Source organism: Arthrobacter sp. PL16, assembly GCF_035985055.1.
Lineage (GTDB): Bacteria > Actinomycetota > Actinomycetes > Actinomycetales > Micrococcaceae > Arthrobacter_D > Arthrobacter_D cheniae.
Genome location: NZ_JAXCIC010000010.1, coordinates 16,036 through 38,968, shown reverse-complemented (window position 1 = coordinate 38,968; position 22,933 = coordinate 16,036). Strand labels below are relative to the sequence as shown.

Below are 22,933 nucleotides of genomic sequence, written 5' to 3'. Positions count from 1 at the left end.
GGCGAACGCCGCCCGGTCAGCTAAGAAGAGGTAGACGACGTGCCCATCGGCAAGGTCAAGTGGTTCGACGTGGACAAGGGCTTCGGTTTCGTGGCCACGGACGACGGCAAGGAAGTGTTTCTCCATTCCTCGGCGCTGCCCACAGGTGTCAGCGAGGTGAAGATCGGCACCAAGCTCGAGTTCGGTGTCGCTGACGGTCGCCGTGGGCCTCAGGCCCTGTCCGCACGCATCCTCGAGCAGGCGCCGTCCGTGGTCAAGGCCACGCGCAAGAGTGCGGACGACATGGCCGTCATCACCGAGGACCTCATCAAGCTGCTCGACGCCGTGTCCAATGACCTCCGCAAGGGACGCTACCCGGAGAAGGGGCACGGGACGAAAGTGGCGGCGGTCCTGCGCGCGGTTGCAGACGACCTCGACGCGTAGGCTTCCATCATGACCTCGACCAATCTGGGGACCGCCGCCGGCGCCGTCCCGACCGACGACGCTGCGACGCCCGCCGAGGGGGACGCCGTCGCGCCGACGACGACCGAGGCGCCGAGGAAGCCCCGCGCCTCCCGCCGTATCCCCAAGTCGGATGCCGTGCTCGAAGCCGCCGTCGAGCGCGCCCGCAGCGCTGTCCTCGAGGTCGCACCCGAGTCCCAGATTGGCCGCCACGTGTCCGCCGTGATCGAGGGCGAACGCCTCGTCACACACCGGTTCGAGGCTTTCCTGCCCGGCTACGGAGGCTGGCAGTGGTATGCGAGTGTGGCCCGCGTGGCACGGAGCAAGGACGTGACTGTATGCGAGGTCGGCCTGCTTCCGTCCGCGGCTTCCCTGGTGGCCCCCGAATGGCTGCCGTGGTCCCAGCGCGTGCGCCCGGAGGATTCCGAGTCCGACGACGGCGTGCCGCAGGTCGGCGGATCGCAGGATGGCGGCCCCGCACCGGTCGAGGCCCTGGATAGTACCGACACCGAGGGTGCAGACAGTGACGGTGCCTACACCGACGCGGTGGTCCCGGGCGAGTCGGCGGACAACGCTCCGGAACACCCCGACTCCGAGTGACCTGTCCGTGGCGCCGAGACGAGGACGGGACCGCTTGAGTACCTTCCGATCGCTCGGCATCCACAACTACAGGCTCTGGTTCATCGGAGCCTCGATATCCAATATCGGCACCTGGATGCAGCGGACCGCCCAGGACTGGTTGGTGTACGACATCCTGACGCCGCAGAACGCGTCCGCCCTCGGCATCGTGATGGCACTCCAACTCGGCCCACAGCTCGTGATCTCTCCGTGGGCAGGGCTCATCGCCGACACGGTGGACCGGCGCAAGCTCCTCGCCATGACGCAGATCGCCATGGCGCTCCTCGGCGCGGGGCTCGGGCTGATGGTGCTCCTCGACGTCGCGGTCCTCTGGCATGTCTACGCCTTCGCCCTGGCCCTCGGCGTGGTCTCCGCCTTCGATTCCCCGGCCCGGCAGGCCTTCGTCTCGGAGCTGGTGCGCGATGAGAACCTTCCCAATGCCGTCGCCCTCAACAGCGCCTCCTTCAACGGCGCCCGGCTGATCGGTCCCGCTGTCGCCGGGCTCCTCACTGCGGCGGTCGGTCCGGGCTGGGTGTTCATGATCAACGCGCTGACGTTCGGCGCGATGGTGTACGTACTGCTGGCGCTCCGCACGTCGGAACTCAACAGGCAGCCGCGGCAGGCGCCGGGCAAGGGGCGCATCCGCGCGGGATTCAGCTATGTCCGCCACCGGCCCGACCTGATGATCGTCCTGCTCGCGATCTTCATCGTCGGGACGTTCGGACTGAACTTCGCCGTGTTCATCGCGTCCATGGCCCGTACCGAGTTCGGCCAGGATGCCCGGGTCTTCGGGATCCTCTCGTCGGTGATGGCGGTCGGCTCCCTCGCGGGCGCACTCCTGTCCGCCCGACGGGAGAGGCCGCGGCTGCGCTTCATCTTCGGGGCGTCCGCGGCGTTCGGGGTCGCCTGCCTGCTGGCCGCCCTGGCGCCCAACCTGTGGCTGTTCGGGCTGGCACTGGTGCCCGTCGGACTGTGCGCGCTGACACTGATGACCAGTGCCAACGCCTACGTCCAGACGACGACGGACCCCGTCATGCGCGGCCGGGTCATGGCGCTCTACTTCGCCATCTTCCTCGGCGGCACGCCCCTCGGAGCGCCGGTGGTCGGCTGGGTGTCCGACACGTTCGGTCCCCGATGGAGCCTCGGTGTCGCTGCGGCGTCGGGCCTTGTCGCCGCAGCAGTCGGCATCTTCTGGGCCTGGAAGTACCACGAGGTCCGGCTCCGCTACGACCGCTCCGCGCCCCGCCGCCTCCGGCTGGATCACGAACCGGGAGCGGCGGACACATCGCCGTAGTACTTCGTGCCCCCCATCGGGAGTCCTAGAGCAGGTTCTCGACCACGTAGTCGATGCAGGCGATGAGCGCCGACACGTCATCGGGTTCGATCGCCACGAAGGTGGCGACGCGCAGCTGATTGCGGCCGAGTTTCCGGTAGGGCTCGACGTCGACGATCCCGTTGGCGCGGAGGATCGCGGCGATGCGCGCGGCGTCCACGGAGTCGTCGAAGTCCACCGTGACGATGACGTTCGAGCGGTCCTCCGTACGCACTACATAAGGGCTCGCGACGGGGGATGCCTCGGCCCAGCCGTAGAGACGTCCGGCCGAATCGGCGGTACGGGCTGCAGCGAAGGGCAGGCCGCCCTGGGCGTTGAGCCACTCGACCTGCGCGTCGAGGGTCACCAGCGTGGACAGCGACGGCGTGTTGTAGGTCTGGTTGAGCCGCGAATTATCGATGGCCGTCTGCAGGTTCAGGAAATCCGGGATCCACCGGCCTCCGGCCGCGATCCGGGCAGCACGCTCGATCGCAGCGGGGGAGAAGAGCCCCAGCCACAGGCCGCCGTCGGAAGCGAAATTCTTCTGCGGGGCGAAGTAGTAGACGTCCGCCTGGGACACATCGACGTCCAGGCCACCGGCGGCGGACGTGGCATCGACGATAACCAGTGCTCCTTCATCGGCGCCGTCGACCCGCCGAACCGGAGCGGCGACGCCGGTGGACGTCTCGTTCTGCGGCCAGGCGTAGGTGTCGATCCCCGCTTCCGCGACCGGGTCCGGGCGCGTGCCGGGCTCGGAGGTGATGACGCTCGACGTTTCGAGGAAGGGGGCCTTGGTGGTCGCGGACGCGAACTTGGAACCGAACTCCCCGAAGGAGAGGTGCTGCGCCTTCCTGTCCACCAGTCCGAAGGTCGCGACGTCCCAGAACGCCGTCGAACCGCCGACACCGAGAACGATCTCGTAACCCTCCGGTGCGCCGAAGAACGACGACAGGCCCTCCCGGAGGCGGCCCACCAGGGAGCGGACCGGCGCCTGACGGTGGGACGTTCCCAGCAACGACTGGCCGGCGGACACGAGCGCATCGATCTGGCCACTGCGTACCTTGGACGGACCGGCGCCGAAGCGGCCGTCCGCGGGCAGGAGGTGGTGGGGGACACGGGGGGTTTCGCTCATGGGTGCTCCAGCTGTTCGGCGGCGGGTATCGCCATCATTGTGCCCCAGAGGCCCGGGGGCCTCCATTTGTGAACACCCCCGATCGGCGTTCCCGGACGGCCGTCGTCGCGCCCAGGTTGATTGCCGGGCCTGTTGCCGCATGGGTTAACCTTGGGAGGCGTGGGGCGGAACCGGCTGTGGCGGCCGTGGCACCCACCGGCGTGAGGCAGTCCAGCCGCGCACCCGCACCGCACCAAGGAGCTGACCCGGATGACGGACCTCATCGATACGACCGAGATGTACCTGCGGACCATCCTTGAGCTCGAGGAGGAGAACATCGTAGCTCTCAGGGCGCGCATCGCCGAGCGTCTGCGCCACTCCGGCCCCACCGTCTCCCAGACCATCGGGCGCATGGAACGCGACGGCCTCGTCGTCGTCTCCGGTGACCGGCACCTGGAGCTGACGGAACTGGGCCGGCGCCGCGCCACCGGCGTCATGCGGAAGCACCGCCTCGCGGAGCGACTGCTGAGCGATGTCATCGGCCTCGACTGGGCCTACGTGCACGACGAGGCCTGTCGTTGGGAGCACGTGATGAGCGAGCGCGTGGAGCGCCGCCTCTATGAACTCCTCGGGAAGCCGTCCGAATCGCCCTACGGTAATCCCATCCCCGGACTCGAGGCGATCGGCGGCGTCCAGTCGAAGCTGTTCACCGATGGTGTGGTGACCCTGCTGTCCGCCATGGACACATACTCACCCGAGAATCAGGTCACGCTCCTTCGGTTGGCCGAGCCGATCCAGGTGGATCCGGAGCTCCTGACGCAGCTCGACGAGGGCGGATTGCGCCCGGGTGCCCAGCTGGCCCTGGAATCCGTAGGCGGCTACGTGTCCGTGCGTGTCCCAGGCGTCGAGGGGGCCCTCGAGCTGCCGCCCGAGGTCGCATCGCATGTCTTCGTCTCCGTCGCCTGACCACGCCACGACCGTTACGCCGGAAACAGTGTCACGCGACGATCCCGCAGGTCCGCACCAGCTATTTCCAGCCTGCTGAGCCATACCCCACCTAGCCACCGTCACCAGAAACATATCGTTCCGTGATCGGAACGTGACATATGAAGCTTTCTCAGGTAGCCTACATCTCGTGCCAAATTCGCTCTAGATCCGGCACCCTCCTGCAAATCGCCTAGCTCTGCCATTGCCGGAGGTCCGTTCGCACCATCGCATGGCAGAGGCGGGGGAACCAATTTGTGGATCTCTGACAAGAGATCCTTGGGGTTAAGTCGCTGTTCAACCAGTGGCCGGGTGACTCCCATCCGAATCCGACAGCTCACCTCGCAGGCGTTGGGAGAGGCAATCCAACGTGTCCACCAGCTCTTCGCTGGGCCGCCATCGCGCGCCCAAGACCGTCAGTCCGCTGACCACCCTGTCCATCGCAGTCACGTCGAATGCAGGATCGGTCGGCCGCCAGGCAGCCGTGATCGTCGCCGCTTCCGGGCTCGTCCTCACCGCGGGCCTTCCTGCCCACGGCGTCACCGCCCCCGAGCGTGAGGTGCAGTCCTCTGCGGCACTGACCGTCGACCGCGTCGTAGCCGCGGAGATCACGGTTCCCGCCAACGCGAAGGTCTCCTTCGAGCGCGTGGCCGTCGAGGTCACTCCTGCTCCCGAGGTCGTCGAGGAAGCTCCCGCTCCTGTGGTCGAGGCTCCCGAGCCTGTCGCCGTCGTAGCCGCTGCTCCCGTCGTAGCCGCTCCCGTCGCTGCGGCTCCCGTCGTGGCCGCTGCTCCGGCCGCCGCTCCCGTCACCGTGGTTCCCGCCGCAGTGCCTGTTGCGCCCGCTGCAGCACCGGTTGCCGCAGTCCCTGCCGCTCCTGTCGAGCAGCCGGCTCCCGTCCAGTCGTCGGGTGTCGGTGCCGGTCTGGTTGCCTCTGCCTACGCCCAGATCGGCGTCGCCCAGGACTGCACCGCGATGGTCGAGACCGCTCTGCGCTCCGTCGGCAAGTCCGTGGGCGATCTCGCTCCCGGCCAGTTCTTCCAGTTCGGCGATGTCGTCGGAACGCCCGCAGCGGGCGACCTCGTCATCACCGGCGGCCACGTCGCGATCTACGTCGGCAACGGCCAGGTCATCAGCGGTGGCCTCAACGGCATGAACACCGGCCTCCACAGCCTGTCAGACCTTTCCGGCGCCAGCTTCGTCCGCGTCCGCTAGAACCCCACACACCCTTTCCGGCGCCAGCTTCGTCCGCGTCCGCTAGAACCCCACACACGGAGAACTCCCTCATGTCCTCACGCGCCACGATCGCCCGCCACCGAGGAGAAGCGCAAACCACTGCCAGCTTCTCGGCCCTCGCCAAAGCAGTCACCACCAACGCAGGCGGGATGGGCCGCCAGGCCGCCGTCATCGCCGCGGCCTCCGGTCTCGTCCTGACCAGCGGCGTCGCAGCCAATGCGGCGGATCTCCAGCCGCAGCGCGAGGTCGCCACCTCGAACGTTTCCGTGACAACGGCCCGCCCGGCCGTCGTCGCCTCCAGCTCGACGGTGCTTTCCTTCAACAAGACGCCGGTCAAGGTCAACGCCAAGCCGGTCGTCGTCGAGAAGGCCCCTGTGGTCGAGGCCCCTGTGGTCGAGGCGCCGGCAGCACCGGCCCCCGTCGTCGAAGCGGCTCCGGTCGCTGTTGCCGCGGCTCCGGTCGTGGTTGCAGCCCAACCCGCCGCGCCGGCCGCTGCTGCGGCTCCCGTCACTGTCGCGGCTCCTGCGCCCGCACCGGCTGCGGCACGTGCCCCGGCGCCCGCACCGGTCGCCTCCTCCGGAGTGGCCGCCAAGATCGCCGCAGCAGCCAAGGGCCAGCTCGGGGTTATGCAGGACTGCACGCGGCTGGTCAGCAACTCCCTTGCCGCAGCAGGCATCAACTTCCACGGCTGGCCGGCCGGTTACATGTCCCTCGGCCGCACCGTCAGCGCCGGGGAAGCCGTCCCGGGCGACCTCATCTACTACGCGGACGGCGGGGCGGGCGTGGCCCACATCGCGGTCTACATCGGTGGTGGCCAGGCCGTTCACGGTGGGTTCAACGGCAATACGACGGCGATCGCACCGGCCGAGCTCGGCTCGGGCGGCGTCTACATCCGCGTCGGCGGCTGATCAGGACACACCGTGTCGGAAGAAGGACCGCCGCCCTGCGCCGGTCCTTCTTCCGTTAAGGGGTAGCAGAAGCAACCCCTCGCGGCACGTCAACCGGTCGATAGCGGCGATTAGCCCGCGCCCGGTCTCCGGATTACCCTTGCAGTGTCAATCCGAAGCACTTCTCCCGAACCCCGGGATGGCAACCGGTTGCGGGGAACAGGTCAGCAAAGAGGCAAGTTGTATGCGCACTCTTGTTCTGAATGCAGGGTATGAACCACTGGCGGTCGTCACGTTCCGCCGGGCGCTGGTACTTGTCCTTACCGGGAAGGCGAGCGTCGTCGCCGAGGACGAGGAGCCGATCGTGGGACCGACGGAGATTCTGGGCAGGCCCTCGGTGATCCTGCTCAACCGGTACGTGAAGGTCCCGTACCGGCACGACGTGACAGCCACGAGACGTGGCGTCCTCCGCCGGGACAATCATCTGTGCGCCTACTGCGGCAAGACCGCCTCGACCATCGACCACGTCACGCCGAGATCCCGTGGAGGGAAGGACACCTGGGAGAACCTCGTGGCGTGCTGCCTCAAGTGCAACAACGCCAAGGGTGACAAGACGCTGGGCAGCCTTGGCTGGAGCCTGCGGATCGTCCCCCTTCCCCCGCGTGGACCCCAATGGCAGATCAGGGAACTGGAGAAGCCCGCACCCCAGTGGTCCGAGTTCCTCGCGGAAACCGCTGCATGACGGCGAACGCCCTCCGGTTCGACGCCGTCGTCCTCGCAGGTGGCCGGTCCTCCCGCCTGGGCGGCGTCCCGAAGGCGGGACTGATCCTCGACGGGCAGACCCTTCTCGAGCGGACATGCTCCGCCCTCGCGGGTGCCGGCCGGGTGGTCGTCGTCGGTCCGGATCCGGGTGCGGGAACGACGCCGGCCCTGGTCGGGTCCCCGACGTTCGTGCGGGAGGAGCCCGCGTTCGCGGGGCCTGCGGCCGCCCTCGTCGCCGGCTTTCTGAGCTTCGAAGGCCCCCGGGCACCCTGGTGCGCTGTTGTCGCCTGCGACATGCCCCGTGTCGGTGGCCTGCTCGACATCCTGCTCGCGGAGGCAGCCGCCGACGACTCATTTTCGCTGGTAGCGGTCGACGACGGCCGGGACCAGCCGCTGGCCGCGCTGTACCGGACCGCGGACCTGACGTCAGGCATCGACGCCGTCCTCGCCGGCGGGACCGCGGACAATCTATCGATGCGCAGCCTCCTTGCTACTGTGAGGACCAGACCGGTCCCGGTTCCACCGGGCACGACGCACGACGTCGACACCTGGAATGACGCGCGAGCGCTGGGCATCGACGTCCCCTAGAACGCCCGGAGGGCCCATGGACGACCGTCAGAAATTGCTGCAGGACTGGACCGGGAAGCTGCTTGCCGCCTTCGAGATCGACGGGGCGGAGGTCGATATCGATGCCGTCCTCGGGTTGGCCGGCAAGGCCGCCCACGGCGTGGTGCGTCCGGCGGCACCGCTGACGACGTTCGTCGTCGGATACGCTGCCGGCCTGGCCGTCGGTAGCGGTCAGGCGGAGGAACAGGTGGCCATGCGGTCCGCCATGGCGGTGGCCGATGCCCTGTGCGCGGAAGCAGCGACGGACGGCGGTTCCGAATGAGCGAGGCAACCGCGGCGCGCAACGTCGACTGGAAGACCGCCCGGGCCCTCGCGCACGGTGCCGGTAGACCACTGCCGTTCCAGACCGTCAACCTCGCGGACGGCCTCGGTCAGACCCTCGCCGAACCGATCCACGCCCTGCAGTCCATTCCGCATTACGCATCATCGGCAATGGATGGCTGGGCTGTGAACGGGGAGGCGCCCTGGACACTCGTGAGTCACGCCGAGCCGGAGGAGCACCCCCGGGGAAGGCCATCCCCGCACTCCGATTCCGGGGAGGTGTCACTCGCCCCGGGAGAGGCGACCTTCATCCTCACGGGCGGTGTCGTCCCTCAGAACGCGGTCGGCATCCTCAGGACCGAGCATGGCGCGATCCGCGGGAACGTCCTGGACCGCAACGAGTCCGCACGCCCCGACGAGCCGTCGCTGCACGAGCATGTCCGGCCCGCGGGGGAGGAGGCCGAGGAAGGCTCCGAGGCGGTACCCGCCGGCGTCGTCCTGAATCCGGCGCAGATCGCGCTCGCCGCGGTGTGCGGACACGACACCCTCGCGGTCCTCAGGGCGCCGCGCGTGTCCCTGCTCATGACCGGTGACGAGGTCATCGACCACGGGCTGCCCCACGCGGGCCAGGTCCGCGACACCTTCGGGCCGCAGCTGCCCGGCTTCGTGGCGATGCTGGGCGGGCATGTCGACGTCGCCGGCCGCGCGAAGGACGACCTCGACGACGTCGTGGCGGCTATCAGCGCCGAGGCCACGGATGAGTTCTCGCTGGTGAGGGCCTCGGGCGACGTGCTGATCACCACCGGCGGAACCGGTAGCTCGTCCGCGGACCACATCCGCCGGGCCCTCATGGAGCTGGGCGCCGAGATGATCATCGACGGCATCGCGATGCGGCCAGGGCACCCGACACTGCTGGCACGCCTGCCGGACGGTCGCTTCCTCGTGGGACTCCCCGGGAACCCGCTTGCCGCGATGATGGCCATGCTCACCGTGGCCGGACCCCTGCTCGCCGGACTCCGCGGGTCTCCCCTGTCCGATCCCGTCACGGTGACGAGCGCGGACGCCTTCGAGCCCCTGCACGGCAGGAGCCGACTCGTGCCGTATCGCCTCGAAGCTGGCCGGGCAGTACCGAGTACCCATCAGCGGTCGGGCATGCTGCGGGGGCTGGCCTCCGCGGACGGCGTCCTCGTGGTGCCGGCCGAAGGCTGCGAGGCGGGCGACGGCGTACCGGCACTGACCCTGCCCTGGGTCGTCTGACAGGTTCCGGGTGCGCGGCGAGGGGCGCCGATCTCCCGGCCGGCACCCCTCGCGTCAGGCGGCGTTCTCGTCAGGCTGCCCTCGCGTCAGGCGGCCTTCTCGACCCTGATGATCACGGATTTCGACGTCGGCGTGCCGCTGATGTCCGCCGTCGAGTCAAGGGGCACCAGGACGTTCGTCTCCGGGTAGTAGGCGGCAGCGCAGCCCTTGGGCGTCGAGTAGGCGACCACGCGGAAGTCCTCGGCGCGGCGCTCGACGCCGTCGGCCCACTCCGAGACGAGGTGGACCATGTCGCCGTCGTCGAGCCCTGCCTCCGCGATGTCCTCCGGGCTGAGGAACACGACGCGGCGTCCGTTGGAGATGCCGCGGTAGCGGTCGTCCTTGCCGTAGATCGTGGTGTTGTACTGGTCGTGCGAACGCAGGGTCTGCAGGATGAGCCTGCCGGCCGGGACCTGCGGGTACTCGAGGATGTTGGCGGTGAAGTTCGCCTTGCCCGTGGCGGTGGTGAAGGTCCGGCTGTCACGCGGGCCGTTCGGCAGGACGAAGCCGCCGGGCTTGTCGATACGGTCCTCGAAGTCGTCGAAGCCCGGTATCACCGCGCTGATGTGCCTGCGGATGACGCGGTAGTCGGCTTGCGCGGCCGTCCAGTCGAGCTGAGGTGCGTTGTTCCGGAAGGGGCTGTCCTCCCGCGCGAAGAGGCGGTCGCCGAGCTCGCAGACGATCGCGATCTCTGAGCGCATCTCCGAGCTCGAGGGCTTCAGCCGTCCGGTCGACGCGTGCACCGCGCTCATCGAGTCCTCGACGGTGACGCGCTGGTCGCCGCCGGACTGGGTGTCCTTGTCCGTGCGGCCGAGGGCGGGGAGGATCAGTGCGCGCGTGCCGGTGACGAGGTGGGAGCGATTCAGCTTCGTCGAGACCTGCACGGTCAGCCGCGTGTTCCGCAGTGCCCGCTCGGTGACGTTGGTGTCCGGCGTCGCCCGGACGAAGTTGCCGCCCATGCCCATGAAGACCTTCGCCGTTCCGTCACGCATGGCACGGATTGCGGCCACCGTGTCATAGCCGTGCCGACGCGGCGACTCGAAGCGGAACCGCTTGTCCAGCGCGTCGTGGAAGGCTGCAGGCATGCGCTCGAAGATGCCCATGGTGCGGTCGCCCTGGACGTTCGAGTGGCCCCGGACCGGGCAGACGCCGGCGCCGGGCTTGCCGACATTGCCCTGCAGTAGGAGCACGTTCACGACGTCGCGCAGGGTGGACACGGAGTGCTTGTGCTGCGTCAGGCCCATGGCCCAGCAGACGATCGTGCCCGGGGAGGCGATCATGCGGTCGCCGACCTTCGTGATCTCCGCCTTGGAGATGCCGCTCGCCGTGGTGATCTCGTCCCAGCTGGTCTCGCGCAGGCTGGCGAGATAGTCCTCGAGGCCGAGGGTGTGCTCGGCGATGAAGGCGTGGTCGAACACCGTGCCCGTGGCTTCCTCGCGCTCGAGCAGGTGCTTGCCGAGGCCGCGGAACAGGGCCTGGTCACCGCCGATGCGGATCTGCAGGAAGTCGTCGGCCAGGGCGGTCCCGCCGCCGAAGCGCGTGCCGAGCAGTCCCAGCGGGTTCTGCGGGTTCTCGAACCGCATGAGGCCGGCTTCGGGCAGCGGATTGATGGCCACGATGGCCCCGCCGTTCTTCTTCGCCTTTTCCAGCGACGTCAGCATGCGGGGGTGGTTGGTGCCGGGGTTCTGCCCGGCGATGATGATGAGCGGCGCGGTGTCGAGGTCGAGCAGCGACACGGTGCCCTTGCCGACCCCGAGCGTCTCGTTGAGCGCCGATCCCGAGGACTCGTGGCACATGTTCGAGCAGTCCGGCAGGTTGTTCGTGCCGATACCCCGCACCATCAGCTGGTACAGGAAGGCGGCCTCGTTGGAGGTGCGTCCCGACGTGTAGAAGACCGCCTCGTCCGGGCTGTCCAGTGCTCCGAGTTCGTCCACGATGACCTGGTTCGCCTCGTCCCAGGACACGGCACGGTAGTGCGTGCCGCCGTCGTCGAGCAGCATGGGGTGCGTGAGTCGTCCCTGCTGGCCGAGCCAGTAGTCATCGTGGGTCAGGAGATCCTCGACGGAGTGCTCGGCGAAGAACGACGGCGGAACGGTGCGGCGCGTCGCCTCCTCGGCGACGGCCTTCGCGCCGTTCTCGCAGAACTCGGCGGTGTGCCGCTTGTCGCCCTCGGGCCAGGCGCAGCCCATGCAGTCGAAACCCTTGACCTGGTTGACGGCGAGGAGCGTCTGGGCACTGCGGACAGGGCCCATCTGGTCGATCGAGATCTTCAGCGAATTGATGACCGCGGGAAGTCCTACCGCCCGCGTCTTCCGGGCCCCCACCGCCAGTTCGGACTCGTCGATATTGTCCTTGGGCGCCTTGGTTGCCACGCTGTCCACATCCTCGTGTCGAAGTCGACGCACCACGTGGTGTCTGGGGTCAACTAACCTCATCATAGGGCCGAGATAAGGAGAGTCGATGAACCGGGTCACGCAGCGTCGCCGCATCACCAAGTTCCGGATCGGAGCGCAGACAGGGCGCCGTGAAGACGTCCTGGCGGGGGAGGAACCTCTGGAGATCCGCCTCGGCGGTCGGGCCTTCACCGTGACCATGCGGACCCCGGGTGATGACTTCGACCTCGTGGCCGGTTTCCTGGTGTCCGAGGGCGTGGTCTGGGAGCCGGGCCAGCTTCCCAGCCTCCGGTACTGCGCCGGCGTGGACGACAACGGCCAGCAGACCTTCAACGTTGTGGAGGCCCAGCTCCGGCCCGGTGTCGAACTGCCGGACACGGCCATGGAGCGCCACGTGTACACGTCGAGCTCCTGCGGCATCTGCGGTACCGCGTCCATCGACGCTGTCCGGAAATCGTCCCGGTTCGACCTCCGCGAGGACACCGCGTCCGTCGACCTCGGGGTCCTCGCATCCCTGCCCGACCGGCTGCGCGCCAGCCAGAAGCTCTTCGACCGGACGGGCGGCGTGCACGCCGCCGGTCTCTTCACCGCCGAGGGAGAGCTCCTGTGCCTGCGGGAGGACGTGGGCCGGCACAATGCCGTCGACAAGGTGGTCGGCTGGGCACTGCGGGAGGGGATGCTGCCCCTTCGCGGGACCATCCTGCAGGTCTCGGGCCGGACGTCCTTCGAACTGGTGCAGAAGGCGCAGCTCGCGGGCATCCCGGTGCTGGCAGCCGTCAGCGCGCCGTCGTCGCTCGCGGCTGACCTGGCGGACGACACCGGACTCACGCTCGTCGGATTCAGCCGCGGGACGTCCCTGAACTGCTACTCGCACCCGGACCGCATCACGGCCTGAGGGCTGGGCGGGGAAGCGCCTAGAACGGATTGAGCAGGCGCTGGACGAAGCGGCGCGTCCGCTCCTCGCGCGGATTGCGCAGCACCTGGTCGGGGTGGCCGTGCTCGACGACGACTCCGCCGTCCATGAAGACCACCTCGTCCGCGACCTCGCGCGCGAAGGCGAGCTCATGCGTCACGATCACCATGGTCCAGTTCTCCTCGGCCAGCTCCTTGATCACGGTCAGCACTTCGCCGACCAGTTCGGGATCGAGGGCCGAGGTCGGCTCGTCGAAGAGCAGCAGATCGGGCTGGAGCGCCAGTGCGCGGACGATCCCCACGCGCTGCTGCTGGCCGCCGGACAGGTTGAAGGGATAGTCGTCCCGCTTCGACGCGAGGCCCACCCGGTCGAGGAGCCGCTCCGCGTCCGCGACGGCGTCCCGCCGAGACCGCTTCTGCACCTGAACAGGGCCTTCGATGATGTTCTCGAGGACGGTCATGTGCGGGAAGAGGTTGTAGTTCTGGAAGACCATGCCGCTGCGATCGCGGAGGGACAGTGCGTCCTTCTTCGACACCCTGCCGGCGAAGTCCAGCGACGGCCCGCCCCGAAAGGCGACCGTCCCGCCGTCGGGCGTCTCGAGCCCGTTGAGGCAGCGCAGGACGGTCGTCTTGCCGGAACCGGAGGGGCCGACGAGGGCCACGACCTGGCCGCTGTCGAGGTTTAGGTCGATCGACGTCAGGACCTGATTGTCGCCGAAGGATTTTTGCAGGCCCGAGACGGTCAGCAGCGGTCCTTCGGTGGGGGGCGGAAGGAGCGGGTCAGTGGGCGACATAGCGGTCCAACCTCTTCTCGAGTGCGGACTGGCCGCTGGACAGGACGAGGCAGAAGACCCAGTAGATCGCTGCGGCCTCGACGTAGACCAGCATGAACTCCTGCGAGAAAGCGGCGATCTGCTGGGCCTCGCGGAACAGTTCCGTCACGAGGATGACGGACGCCAGGGACGTGTCCTTGACAAGGCTGATGAAGGTGTTCGACAGCGGCGGCACGGACACGCGTGCTGCCTGCGGCAGGATGACCCGGCGCAGGGCCAGGGTGCGGGACATGCCGATGGTGTGGCACGCCTCCCACTGGCCCTTGGGCACGGACAGGATGGCGGCGCGCAGGATCTCGGCCGCGTAGCCGCCGACATTGAGGGAGAACGCGATGATCGCACTCGGCCACGGATCGATGGTCAGCCCGATCGAGGGAAGCCCGTAGAAGATGACGAACAGCTGCACGAGCAGCGGGGTACCGCGAATGACCGAGACGTAGAACCGCGCGACGGCCGAGAGGACCGGCTGCCCGCTGATACGCATGAGGGCGACGACGAGCGCCAGCGCGAGGCCGATGGCGAAGGAGGCGAGCGACAGCGGGATGGTGCCCGCCAGGCCGCCGGAGAGCATCGGCCAGAATGACGTGCGCAGCAGTTCCCAGTCCATCAGTCAGCTCCTCCGGCCGGTGCGCCCCCGTACCCCGGGGGGAGCGGCCCTCCCCGGCCCTTCGACGGGATCACTCGCTGACGTCGGAGCCGAAGTACTTCTCGGAGATCTCGGTGAGCGTGCCGTCGGCCCGCAGTTCGCCGAGGGCCGTGTTGATGGCGTCGACGAGTTCCGTGCTGCCCTTGACGACGGCGACCGCGCTCTCGGAGGTCTCGTCGGTGGTGGCCGCGATCTTGATGCCCTCGTTGTTGTTCGTCTTCTGGTAGTCGAGGTAGGTCAGCTCGTCGTTGATGGTCGCATCCACGCGGCCCTGCTCGAGGAGGGTGACCGACTGCGCCCAGCCCTCGACGGGCTCGACGTTCGCGCCGCTCTCCGTCGCGAGCTCGTACCAGTTGCTCGTCAGGGACTGCGCGGTCGTCTTGCCCGAAAGGTCCTCGAACGAGGAGATGTCGTTGTTGTCGGCGCTGGTGACGATGACGCCGGAGCTCACCGTGTAGGGCTCGGAGAAGTCGTAGGTCTCCTTGCGCTCGTCCGTGATCGAGACCTGGTTCGCGATCACGTCGAACCTGCCGGCCTCGAGGCCCGCGAAGATCGCGTCCCACTGGGTCTCCTCGAACTCGGCCTCGACGCCCATCTTCTCCGCGACGGCGGTGATGACCTCGACGTCGTAGCCGGTGAGCTCGCCGCTGCCGTCCTCGTGGAAGCTGAAGGGCTTGTACGTGCCCTCGGTGCCGATGGTGAGGACACCGGAGTCCTGGATCTCCTGCAGCGAATTCGACGCCGCGGATTCCGAGGATCCTCCTTCGCCTGCCGGGGTCGACGACGACCCGCAGCCGGCGAGCGCAAGGGTGAGGGCGGCAGCGGCACCAAGGATGGACAGGCGGTTGTTCATGGGAATTCCTTCGGTCTGGTGGAACGGGCACGGCGGGTGGGAATGGGAGGAACCGACGAAGGCTTGAAGCCTAGGTACATCCGCTCCACCCGGCCGGGACCGGAGTCGAACACTACTGAGGTGAACACCGGAGCATGTACTTATTGTTCCGAAGTATTGCGGCGGGGGTCCAGGAACCAGCGGCCTAAGCTGGAACTGGCATCCATGGAAGGAAAAGCTATGAGCATGGAAGGCGCGGCCTGGAGCTCGCTGTACAAGATCTCCACGGCGAAGGACGGCAAGCATGGCTTCTCGAAGGAGTCGGTGCGTCGCATCCTCACCTTCGCGGTGCCCTATCGGTCCAAGCTCGTCCTCTTCATCGTCCTGTCCGTCGCCGGGGCGTTCCTCGCCGTCGCCACGCCGGTCCTGGCCGGTCAGGTGGTGGACGTGATCGTGGCGCAGGGCGAGGTCCGCACCGTCGTGCGGCTCGCCGTCGTGATCGCGCTGGTGGCTGTCGCGGACGCCGCGGTGTCCCTGGTGACGCGCTGGTACTCGGCGCGCATCGGTGAGGGTGTCATCCTCGACCTCCGCACCGCCGTCTTCAATCACGTGCAGAAGATGCCGATCGCCTTCTTCACGCGCACGCGGACCGGTGCCCTCGTGAGCCGCCTGAACAATGATGTCATCGGCGCCCAGCAGGCCTTCAGCGGAACCCTCTCCGGCGTCGTCACCAACCTCGTGGCGCTCGTCCTCACCCTCGCGGTGATGTTGAGTACCTCCTGGCTCGTGACGGTCCTCGCCGTCGTCATGCTGCCCATCTTCCTGGTCCCGGCGCGGCGCATGGGCAGCCGCCTCGCCGCCCTCCGCCGCGAGGCCGCCGACCACAACTCGGCCATGAGCACGCAGATGACCGAGCGGTTCTCGGCCCCCGGCGCCACGCTCGTCAAGCTGTTCGGCAGGCCGGACGAGGAGGCCGAGGAGTTCCGCGTCCGCGCGGCACGCGTGCGGGACATCGGGGTGCGGACCGCGATGCTGCAGTTCGTCTTCTTCACGGCCCTGATGCTCGTCTCCGCCCTGGCCCTGGCCCTGGTCTACGGCCTGGGCGGCTTCCTCGCCCTGAGAGGCCAGCTCGATACCGGCGAGGTCGTCACGCTCGCCCTCCTGCTCACGAGGCTGTACGCGCCGCTGACCAGCCTGGCGAACGCGCGGGTCGAGATCATGAGCGCCATCGTCAGTTTCGAGCGCGTCTTCGAGGTCCTCGACCTCGAGCCGCTCATCCGGGAGAAGCCCGACGCCGTCACCGTCCCTGCGGGTCCCGCCACCGTGGAGTTCGACGACGTCCGCTTCGCCTACCCGTCCGCCGACAAGGTCTCGCTGGCGTCCCTCGAGGAGGTGTCGACGCTCGATACGCGCGGCGGCGACGAGGTGCTTCACGGGGTGTCCTTCCGGATCGAACCCGGACAGACGGTCGCCCTGGTCGGCACCTCGGGAGCCGGCAAGTCCACTATCGCCCAGCTCCTGGCACGCCTGTACGACGTCGACAGCGGCGCGGTCCGGCTGTCCGGCACCGATGTGCGGGACGTGACGTTCGCGTCGATGCGGCACACCCTCGGTATGGTCACGCAGGACGGGCACCTGTTCCACGAAACCATCCTCTCGAACCTTCGCCTCGCCCGGCCCGAGGCCACGGAGGACGAGGTCTGGGACGCGGTCCGGCGTGCGCGCCTGGAGACTCTCGTCCGGTCACTGCCCGACCAGTTGGACACCATGGTCGGTGAGCGCGGCTACCGGCTGTCGGGTGGCGAACGCCAGCGCATGACCATCGCGCGGCTCCTGCTCGCGCAGCCGCGCGTCGTCATCCTCGACGAGGCGACGGCGGCGCTCGACTCGACGTCGGAGGCGGCCGTGCAGGCGGCGCTCAGCGAAGCGCTCGAGGGTCGCACGGCGATGGTGATCGCACACCGCCTGTCCACGATCCGGAGCGCCGACCTGATCCTCGTGGTCGAGGACGGCTCGATCGTGGAGCGCGGGACGCACGACGAGTTGCTCGCGCTGGGAGGGCGGTACGAGGAACTGCACCGCACCCAGTTCGCCGTGCAGAAGAACGTGGCGATGGATGAGGAGCCCGAGGCGCTGACCGGCGTCTAGGCTCGCGCGTCCCGGCGGTCCCGCAGGCGGGGGATGACGTAGTCGGTCAGCAGTGGGGCAAGGTCGTGGCGTACGGACGCCTGTCCGAGATCGAGCCAGTCCAGTTCCTCGATCTCAGCAGCGGGACGGGGCTCCGCCGTCAACGGGCAGAGGAACACCGTGGCGATGAGGAGGGTGTCGGCCTCGTTAGCCGCCGGCCCTTCCCAGGTGCCGATCAGCGTGAGTTCCTCGGCCGGGACGGTGAGGCCGAGTTCCTCGGACAGCTCCCGGACTCCGGTCTGCGCAGCAGTCTCGCCCGGCTCCGGCTTCCCGCCGGGTTGCATGAACATCGACGTCCCGCGCTTCCGCACCAGCAGCAAGCGGTTCGCCTCGTCGAGGAGGCACAGGGCGGTGACGGTGATCATCACACGCCCACCCCTTTCCGCCCACTCCGACCTTGCACCGGCCACGAGGAACGAACCCGACGAAAAGGGAGGATGGGCAGAAGCCCATCCTCCCCGCTGTGCGGCGGTAGCCGCCTAACGCTCGTGCCCCTGGCCGGATTCGAACCGACGACCTTCCCTTTAGGAGAGGGACGCTCTATCCTACTGAGCTACAGAGGCGCGGAAACGGTGCATTCCCGATCCGGCGGTCCCAGCTTACCCGTTCCGTGTCGTGGTGTCCGCGCCGTCCGGACGGGCACGCAGGTGCCGCGGCAGGAAGACGGACACCGCGCCCGCCACGAGGCTCAGCACGAGCAGTGTCCAGCGCAGGACCGTGAGCGTCGAGGCCAGGGCCACGGCACCGGCGTCGGGCGAGGCCTGCGCCAGCACGGCGTCGATGGCGATGTTCTCCCACAGGTCGACGACGACGAACAGGATCACGGGCGACCACAGTACCCAGCGGAGCCACCGTCGCCCTGCGTTGAGCTGTACGAGGAGCAGCCAGGCGAACGCGAAAATGAGGGGGAAAAGAGTTCCGGCCGTCTTGTGCAGGTAACTCAACTGGCCGCGGGCGTCGTCGTCCATCGCGTCGCGAAGGCGCTGCACGTAGCCGGCGTCGTACCCGCCCACCAGCATGTCCGGCATGGTGAGGCCGTCGGCGAGCTGCGTCATCTGTCCCAGGGTCAGCAGGTGGAAGTACCAGAAGAGGAGCAGCGAGGCCGCCGCCGCAGCGACGAGGACGAGGGTCCCGTTGTTCTTCTGGCTGTTGCGTCCACCGGTCGGCCCGGGGGGGGAGGGCGCCGGGGCGCGGGAAGCGTACCTGCGTGCGATCTGTGCCCTCGTCTTTGCCACCGTTCCAGTATGGGTGATCTCCGTCATGCATTCCGGTCGGCTCCGAACAGCCTCTCGGACGGATTCGGATGACAAGGCTCAACGGTCCGACAAGTGCGTGATTGCCTTCATGCCGGAAGCAGGGTTCATTAGTGGGACGAATATCTCCTCCGCACTACCCATGGCAGTCACAGAGGACGTCGGATGGCTCGCGGCCATCGACGAGGCGATCAACAACGCCTTCGCGAGACCGACCGAGATCTTTTCGAGCATCGTCTTCTTCCCCATCACCATCGGTGACGTCAGTTTCCCCGCCGTCGTCGCCTGGCTCATCATCGCCGGCATCGTCTGCACGATCTACTTCGGATTTCCCCAGATCCGGGGCCTGAAGGTGGGTTACGAAGTGGTGCGTGGACGCTATTCCTCCAAAAGCGATCCGGGTGAGGTCCCCCATTTCCAGGCGCTCACCTCGGCACTCTCGGGGACGGTCGGCCTCGGCAATATCGCCGGCGTCGGTGCGGCCATGGCCCTGGGTGGGCCTGGTGCGACCTTCTGGATGATCTGCGCCGGACTCATCGGCATGGCGACGAAGTTCGCCGAGTGCACGCTAGGAGTGAAATACCGAGAGGTGCACGAGGACGGCACGGTGAGCGGAGGACCGTTCAAATACCTCCCGATCGCCTTCCACAAGCTCGGCCGTATCCCTGCCAAGATCCTGACCGGCATCTTCGCCGTCGCCATCCTCATCTTTGGTGTCGCCGGCGGCAACATGTTCCAGGCGAACCAGACCTTTGCCCAGGTGCAGAACGTCACGGGCGGGGAGGACGGCTTCCTCGGCAGTGCGGGAGCAGCCCTGATCTTCGGCGTCGTCCTCGCGTTCTTCGTCGCGATCGTCATCCTCGGCGGTATCAAGTCCATCGGGGCTACCACCTCCCGCCTGGTGCCGGCCATGGGCGGCATCTACGTGCTCGCCTGCCTTTTCGTCATCATCGTCAACATCGGTCAGGTTCCGGCTGCCTTCGGAGCGATCATCAGCGGCGCCTTCAACCCGCAGGGCATCGCCGGCGGCATCCTCGGCGTCCTGATCGTCGGCTTCCAGCGAGCCTCGTTCTCCAACGAGGCCGGCGTCGGCTCCGCCGCCATCGCCCACTCCGCCGTCAAGACCCGCCGCCCTGTCAGCGAAGGCTTCGTCGCACTGTACGAGCCGCTCGTCGACACCGTCCTGATCTGCACCATGACGGCCCTCGCCATCGTGATCGCTGGAGCACCGAGCCTCCAGGCCGGCATCGACCAGGTGCAGGGCGGCGGGGACACCCCCGACGGCGTGACCCTGACCTCGGACGCTTTCGCCACCGTGCTCCCGTGGTTCCCGATCGTCCTGGCCATCGCAGTGATCCTCTTCGCCTACTCGACCCTCATCACCTGGTCCTACTACGGACTCAAGGCCTGGGAGTTCCTGTTCGGGCGGGGAAGGACGTCGGAGGTCGTCTACAAGGTCATCTTCCTGTTCTTCACCGTCGCGGGTTGCGTCCTGACGTTCAGCCAGGTCATCAGCTTCGCCGACGCAGCCCTCTTCGTATGCGCCTTCATCAACCTGCTCGGCGTCTATTTCCTGCTACCCGTCATCAAGCGGGAGATGCGCGAGTACCTCGCCGACCGCAAGAGCGGCAAGCTACTGGAACTGGGCGTGGAGAAGGACGAGCTCCAGATCGACAGGTAGGTCGACGGGTGCTCGGTGCGCTGTCCTCGCCGGTTCTCCGGCGAGGACAGTGTCGTGTCCGGCGTCCCGCGAGAGGGAGTGTCGGGGGCACGGCCTAGACTTGAAGCACCATGGACATGCTTTTCGACCCCTACGTCTCCCCGCCCACGCCCGCCGAGAAGAAGCAAGCACGCGAGGCCGCCATGGCAACCACGGCGAGGACGACGTCCCGGTCCGGAGACCCCGCGGCCGAACACGTGCCCTCGCGCGTCGGCGTCGACGAGCACCGTGCGCGCGAGCTCCTGCTGGGGATGAATCCGCAGCAGGAAGAGGCCGTGAAGCACGGTGGCTCGCCCCTGCTGATCGTCGCGGGCGCAGGTTCCGGGAAGACACGCGTGCTGAGTCACCGCATCGCCTACCTGCTGGCCACCGGCCGCTCCCACCCGGGGCAGATCCTCGCCATCACCTTCACGAACAAAGCCGCGGCGGAGATGCGGGAGCGTATCGAGGCCCTGATCGGCGACGTGGCGAAGCGCATGTGGATCTCCACCTTCCACTCCTCGTGCGTGCGGATCCTCCGGCGGGAGGCGGCGTCCGTGGGCCTCAACTCGAACTTCTCCATCTACGATTCCGCGGATACCCTGCGCCTGATCACCCTGGTGGCCAAGGGCCTGGACCTCGACCCGAAGAAAGTCCCGCCCAAGGCCGTCCAGCACAAGATCTCAGCCCTCAAGAACGAACTGATCGACGAGGAGTCCTTCGCCTCGACCGTCAACCTCTCCGACCCGTTCGAGCAGGCAGTCGCCGAGGTCTACACGGGCTACGCCCAGCGGATGCGCCAGGCCAACGCGATGGACTTCGACGACCTGATCGCCCAGACCGTCTACATGTTCCGGGCCTTCCCGGGGGTTGCCGACTACTACCGGCGACGCTTCCGCCACGTCCTCGTCGACGAGTACCAGGACACCAACCACGCGCAGTACGCACTCGTGCGCGAGATCGTGGGAGTGCCCGGGGAGTCGAGCGACGATCCGGCGGAGCTCACGGTCGTGGGCGATTCGGACCAGTCGATCTACGCCTTCCGCGGCGCCGACGTGCGCAATATCGTCGAGTTCGAGAACGATTACCCGAGCGCCCGCACCATCCTGCTGGAGCAGAACTACCGCTCCACGCAGAACATCCTCAGTGCGGCGAACGCCGTGATCTCCCGCAACCCGAACCGGCCGGAGAAGCGGCTGTGGACGGCCGAGGGGAGCGGCGAGAAGATCGTCGGTTACGTCGGCGAGAACGAGCACGAAGAGGCGCGCTTCATCGCCGAGGAGATCGACCGCCTCCAGGACGAGGAGGACATCCGCCCCGGGGACGTCGCCATCTTCTACCGCACGAACGCCCAGTCGCGGTCCATCGAGGAGATCCTGCTGCGCGTCGGCCTGCCGTACAAGGTGGTCGGCGGTACCCGCTTCTACGAGCGCAAGGAGATCAAGGACGCGCTCGCGTACCTGCGCGTCCTCGTCAACCAGGACGACGTCGTCAACCTGCGCCGTATCCTCAACGAACCCAAGCGAGGCATCGGTGACCGCGCCGAATTCGCCGTCGCGGCGCTCGGTGAGCGTGAACGGATCAGCTTCATGGAGGCCCTCCGCCGCGCGGATCAGGCGCCCGGTATGGCCACCCGCTCCGTCAATGCCGTGGTCGGCTTCGTGAAGTTGATCGACGACCTCGCGGAGGTGGCCAGCGGATCGGGCGCGTCGGCGGCCGTCGAGGCAGTGCTGGAGCAGACCGGCTACCTCGAGCAGCTGCGCACCAGCAATGACCCTCAGGACGAGTCGCGCGTGGAGAACCTCGCCGAGCTCGTGGCCGTCGTGCGCGAGTTCGAGCGCGACAACCCGGAGGGAACGCTGGGGGACTTCCTCGAGCAGGTCTCCCTCGTGGCGGACGCCGACCAGATCCCCGACGCCCCGGACGGGTCCGCGACCGATGTCCAGCGTGCGGTCGAGGAAGCGCGGCGTCAGGGCGTCGTCACCCTGATGACGCTCCACACCGCCAAGGGCCTCGAGTTCCCCGTGGTGTTCCTGACCGGCATGGAGCAGGGAATTTTCCCGCACCAGCGGTCGGCCACCGATCCGAAGGAGCTCGCCGAGGAGCGGCGCCTGGCGTATGTGGGTCTGACCCGCGCCCGTCAGCGCCTCTACATCACCCGGTCCGAGGTCCGCAGCATGTGGGGCCAGAGCCAGTACAACCCGGCGAGCCAATTCGTGAGCGAGATCCCGGAGGAGCTCGTCCACTGGAAGCGCGAGGGTGCCGCCAAACAGGCGTTCAGCTCCGGCGGGAGCATCACCGGACCGCGGTTCAGCGGATCCTATTGGGGGGCCAGCGGTGGCGGGTTCTCCGGCGGCGCCGGGCCGGCCAAGGCCGTGGGACGTGTCCAACCCCAGAAGGAGGTCCTCTCGGTGTCGGTGGGCGATCACGTCAACCATGCGAGCTTCGGCAACGGCACGGTGCTGTCCGTCGAGGGCGCCGGTGACAAGACCGTGGCGAAGGTCCGGTTCGACGTCGGCGAGAAGCGGTTGCTCCTGCGCTACGCACCCCTCACCAAGGTGGACCGGACAGGGTGATTCGCCGGGAGGGATCCCTACCAGCAGGGCCCCATTCTCTACAAAAGATAGAAGTGTGGCCTTACTCAC

Annotated in this window: 21 protein-coding genes, 1 tRNA gene and 1 riboswitch; of the genes, 14 read left to right on the top strand and 8 right to left on the bottom strand. The window is 67.9% G+C overall.

Annotation, left to right across the window (positions count from 1 at the left end):
* Window positions 1-39: 39 nt before the first annotated feature.
* The 3 genes from RCH21_RS15640 to RCH21_RS15630 are packed head-to-tail and all read left to right on the top strand — an operon-like array spanning window position 40 to window position 2,353.
* Window positions 40-423: a cold-shock protein gene (locus tag RCH21_RS15640; RefSeq protein ID WP_326965155.1), complete on the top strand. Its 384-nt coding sequence runs from the start codon at window positions 40-42 to the stop codon at window positions 421-423.
* Window positions 424-432: 9 nt separating this feature from the next.
* Window positions 433-1,041 carry a DUF3027 domain-containing protein gene (locus tag RCH21_RS15635; protein ID WP_326965154.1) on the top strand — a complete coding sequence of 203 codons (609 nt, stop codon included), beginning with the start codon at window positions 433-435 and terminating at the stop codon, window positions 1,039-1,041.
* Window positions 1,042-1,075: 34 nt separating this feature from the next.
* On the top strand, window positions 1,076-2,353 hold the full coding sequence (locus RCH21_RS15630) for an MFS transporter (RefSeq protein WP_182977041.1): 1,278 nt from the start codon (window positions 1,076-1,078) through the stop codon (window positions 2,351-2,353).
* Between the two features lie 25 nt (window positions 2,354-2,378).
* Here the strand turns inward: RCH21_RS15630 and serC are convergent, their stop codons facing one another.
* Complete coding sequence (gene serC / locus RCH21_RS15625) at window positions 2,379-3,503, bottom strand: phosphoserine transaminase (RefSeq protein WP_326965153.1); 1,125 nt, start codon at window positions 3,501-3,503, stop codon at window positions 2,379-2,381.
* A gap of 249 nt (window positions 3,504-3,752) precedes the next feature.
* On the opposite strand from serC, the gene RCH21_RS15620 reads away from it, so the two are divergent.
* The 7 genes from RCH21_RS15620 to RCH21_RS15590 all read left to right on the top strand — a co-directional run bounded on the left by RCH21_RS15620 (window position 3,753) and on the right by RCH21_RS15590 (window position 9,494).
* Entirely contained in the window at window positions 3,753-4,448 is a 696-nt protein-coding gene (locus RCH21_RS15620) for a metal-dependent transcriptional regulator (RefSeq protein WP_120149905.1), read from the top strand.
* A 214-nt stretch (window positions 4,449-4,662) separates the two neighbouring features.
* A riboswitch (cyclic di-AMP (ydaO/yuaA leader) is annotated at window positions 4,663-4,831 on the top strand.
* A gap of 5 nt (window positions 4,832-4,836) precedes the next feature.
* The gene (locus tag RCH21_RS15615; RefSeq protein WP_326965152.1) at window positions 4,837-5,679 is read left to right on the top strand and encodes a hypothetical protein; all 843 of its coding nucleotides are present in this window, start codon (window positions 4,837-4,839) and stop codon (window positions 5,677-5,679) included.
* A 71-nt stretch (window positions 5,680-5,750) separates the two neighbouring features.
* On the top strand, window positions 5,751-6,608 hold the full coding sequence (locus tag RCH21_RS15610) for an NlpC/P60 family protein (RefSeq protein ID WP_326965151.1): 858 nt from the start codon (window positions 5,751-5,753) through the stop codon (window positions 6,606-6,608).
* A 223-nt stretch (window positions 6,609-6,831) separates the two neighbouring features.
* A complete protein-coding gene (locus RCH21_RS15605) occupies window positions 6,832-7,329 on the top strand; it encodes an HNH endonuclease (RefSeq protein WP_326965150.1) in 498 nt (165 codons plus the stop codon).
* Window positions 7,326-7,937, top strand: coding sequence for a molybdenum cofactor guanylyltransferase (gene mobA / locus RCH21_RS15600; protein ID WP_326965149.1), 612 nt, complete (start codon window positions 7,326-7,328; stop codon window positions 7,935-7,937). Before RCH21_RS15605 ends, mobA begins: the two co-directional genes overlap by 4 nt.
* A gap of 16 nt (window positions 7,938-7,953) precedes the next feature.
* Window positions 7,954-8,238 (top strand): DUF6457 domain-containing protein, encoded by a 285-nt coding sequence (locus RCH21_RS15595; RefSeq protein WP_220725951.1) that lies wholly within the window; start codon window positions 7,954-7,956, stop codon window positions 8,236-8,238.
* A complete protein-coding gene (locus RCH21_RS15590) occupies window positions 8,235-9,494 on the top strand; it encodes a molybdopterin molybdotransferase MoeA (RefSeq protein WP_326965148.1) in 1,260 nt (419 codons plus the stop codon). Before RCH21_RS15595 ends, RCH21_RS15590 begins: the two co-directional genes overlap by 4 nt.
* A gap of 86 nt (window positions 9,495-9,580) precedes the next feature.
* On the opposite strand, the gene RCH21_RS15585 is transcribed toward RCH21_RS15590, so the two are convergent.
* Window positions 9,581-11,905: an FdhF/YdeP family oxidoreductase gene (locus RCH21_RS15585; protein WP_326965147.1), complete on the bottom strand. Its 2,325-nt coding sequence runs from the start codon at window positions 11,903-11,905 to the stop codon at window positions 9,581-9,583.
* Window positions 11,906-11,993: 88 nt separating this feature from the next.
* Between RCH21_RS15585 and fdhD the strand changes: the two genes are divergently transcribed.
* A complete protein-coding gene (gene fdhD / locus RCH21_RS15580; RefSeq protein WP_326965146.1) occupies window positions 11,994-12,821 on the top strand; it encodes a formate dehydrogenase accessory sulfurtransferase FdhD in 828 nt (275 codons plus the stop codon).
* Between the two features lie 19 nt (window positions 12,822-12,840).
* Here the strand turns inward: fdhD and RCH21_RS15575 are convergent, their stop codons facing one another.
* The 3 genes from RCH21_RS15575 to RCH21_RS15565 all read right to left on the bottom strand — a co-directional run bounded on the left by RCH21_RS15575 (window position 12,841) and on the right by RCH21_RS15565 (window position 15,170).
* Entirely contained in the window at window positions 12,841-13,632 is a 792-nt protein-coding gene (locus tag RCH21_RS15575) for an amino acid ABC transporter ATP-binding protein (RefSeq protein ID WP_326965145.1), read from the bottom strand.
* Complete coding sequence (locus tag RCH21_RS15570) at window positions 13,619-14,278, bottom strand: amino acid ABC transporter permease (protein WP_326965144.1); 660 nt, start codon at window positions 14,276-14,278, stop codon at window positions 13,619-13,621. Before RCH21_RS15570 ends, RCH21_RS15575 begins: the two co-directional genes overlap by 14 nt.
* Window positions 14,279-14,348: 70 nt before the next feature.
* Window positions 14,349-15,170, bottom strand: coding sequence for an amino acid ABC transporter substrate-binding protein (locus RCH21_RS15565; protein WP_326965143.1), 822 nt, complete (start codon window positions 15,168-15,170; stop codon window positions 14,349-14,351).
* A gap of 219 nt (window positions 15,171-15,389) precedes the next feature.
* Between RCH21_RS15565 and RCH21_RS15560 the strand changes: the two genes are divergently transcribed.
* Window positions 15,390-17,297, top strand: a complete 1,908-nt coding sequence (locus RCH21_RS15560) for an ABC transporter ATP-binding protein (protein ID WP_326965142.1) — start codon at window positions 15,390-15,392, stop codon at window positions 17,295-17,297.
* Here RCH21_RS15560 and RCH21_RS15555 read toward each other — a convergent pair.
* The 3 genes from RCH21_RS15555 to RCH21_RS15545 all read right to left on the bottom strand — a co-directional run bounded on the left by RCH21_RS15555 (window position 17,294) and on the right by RCH21_RS15545 (window position 18,571).
* Window positions 17,294-17,701, bottom strand: coding sequence for an NUDIX hydrolase (locus RCH21_RS15555; protein WP_326965141.1), 408 nt, complete (start codon window positions 17,699-17,701; stop codon window positions 17,294-17,296). The two genes, RCH21_RS15560 and RCH21_RS15555, sit on opposite strands and share 4 nt — an antisense overlap.
* A gap of 124 nt (window positions 17,702-17,825) precedes the next feature.
* A tRNA-Arg gene (locus RCH21_RS15550) sits at window positions 17,826-17,899 on the bottom strand.
* 36 nt (window positions 17,900-17,935) lie between these two features.
* Window positions 17,936-18,571, bottom strand: a complete 636-nt coding sequence (locus RCH21_RS15545; protein WP_326965140.1) for a hypothetical protein — start codon at window positions 18,569-18,571, stop codon at window positions 17,936-17,938.
* A 160-nt stretch (window positions 18,572-18,731) separates the two neighbouring features.
* Between RCH21_RS15545 and RCH21_RS15540 the strand changes: the two genes are divergently transcribed.
* Window positions 18,732-20,270 carry an alanine/glycine:cation symporter family protein gene (locus RCH21_RS15540; protein ID WP_326965139.1) on the top strand — a complete coding sequence of 513 codons (1,539 nt, stop codon included), beginning with the start codon at window positions 18,732-18,734 and terminating at the stop codon, window positions 20,268-20,270.
* 110 nt (window positions 20,271-20,380) lie between these two features.
* A complete protein-coding gene (gene pcrA / locus RCH21_RS15535; RefSeq protein WP_326965138.1) occupies window positions 20,381-22,864 on the top strand; it encodes a DNA helicase PcrA in 2,484 nt (827 codons plus the stop codon).
* The last annotated feature ends 69 nt before the right edge of the window (window positions 22,865-22,933 follow it).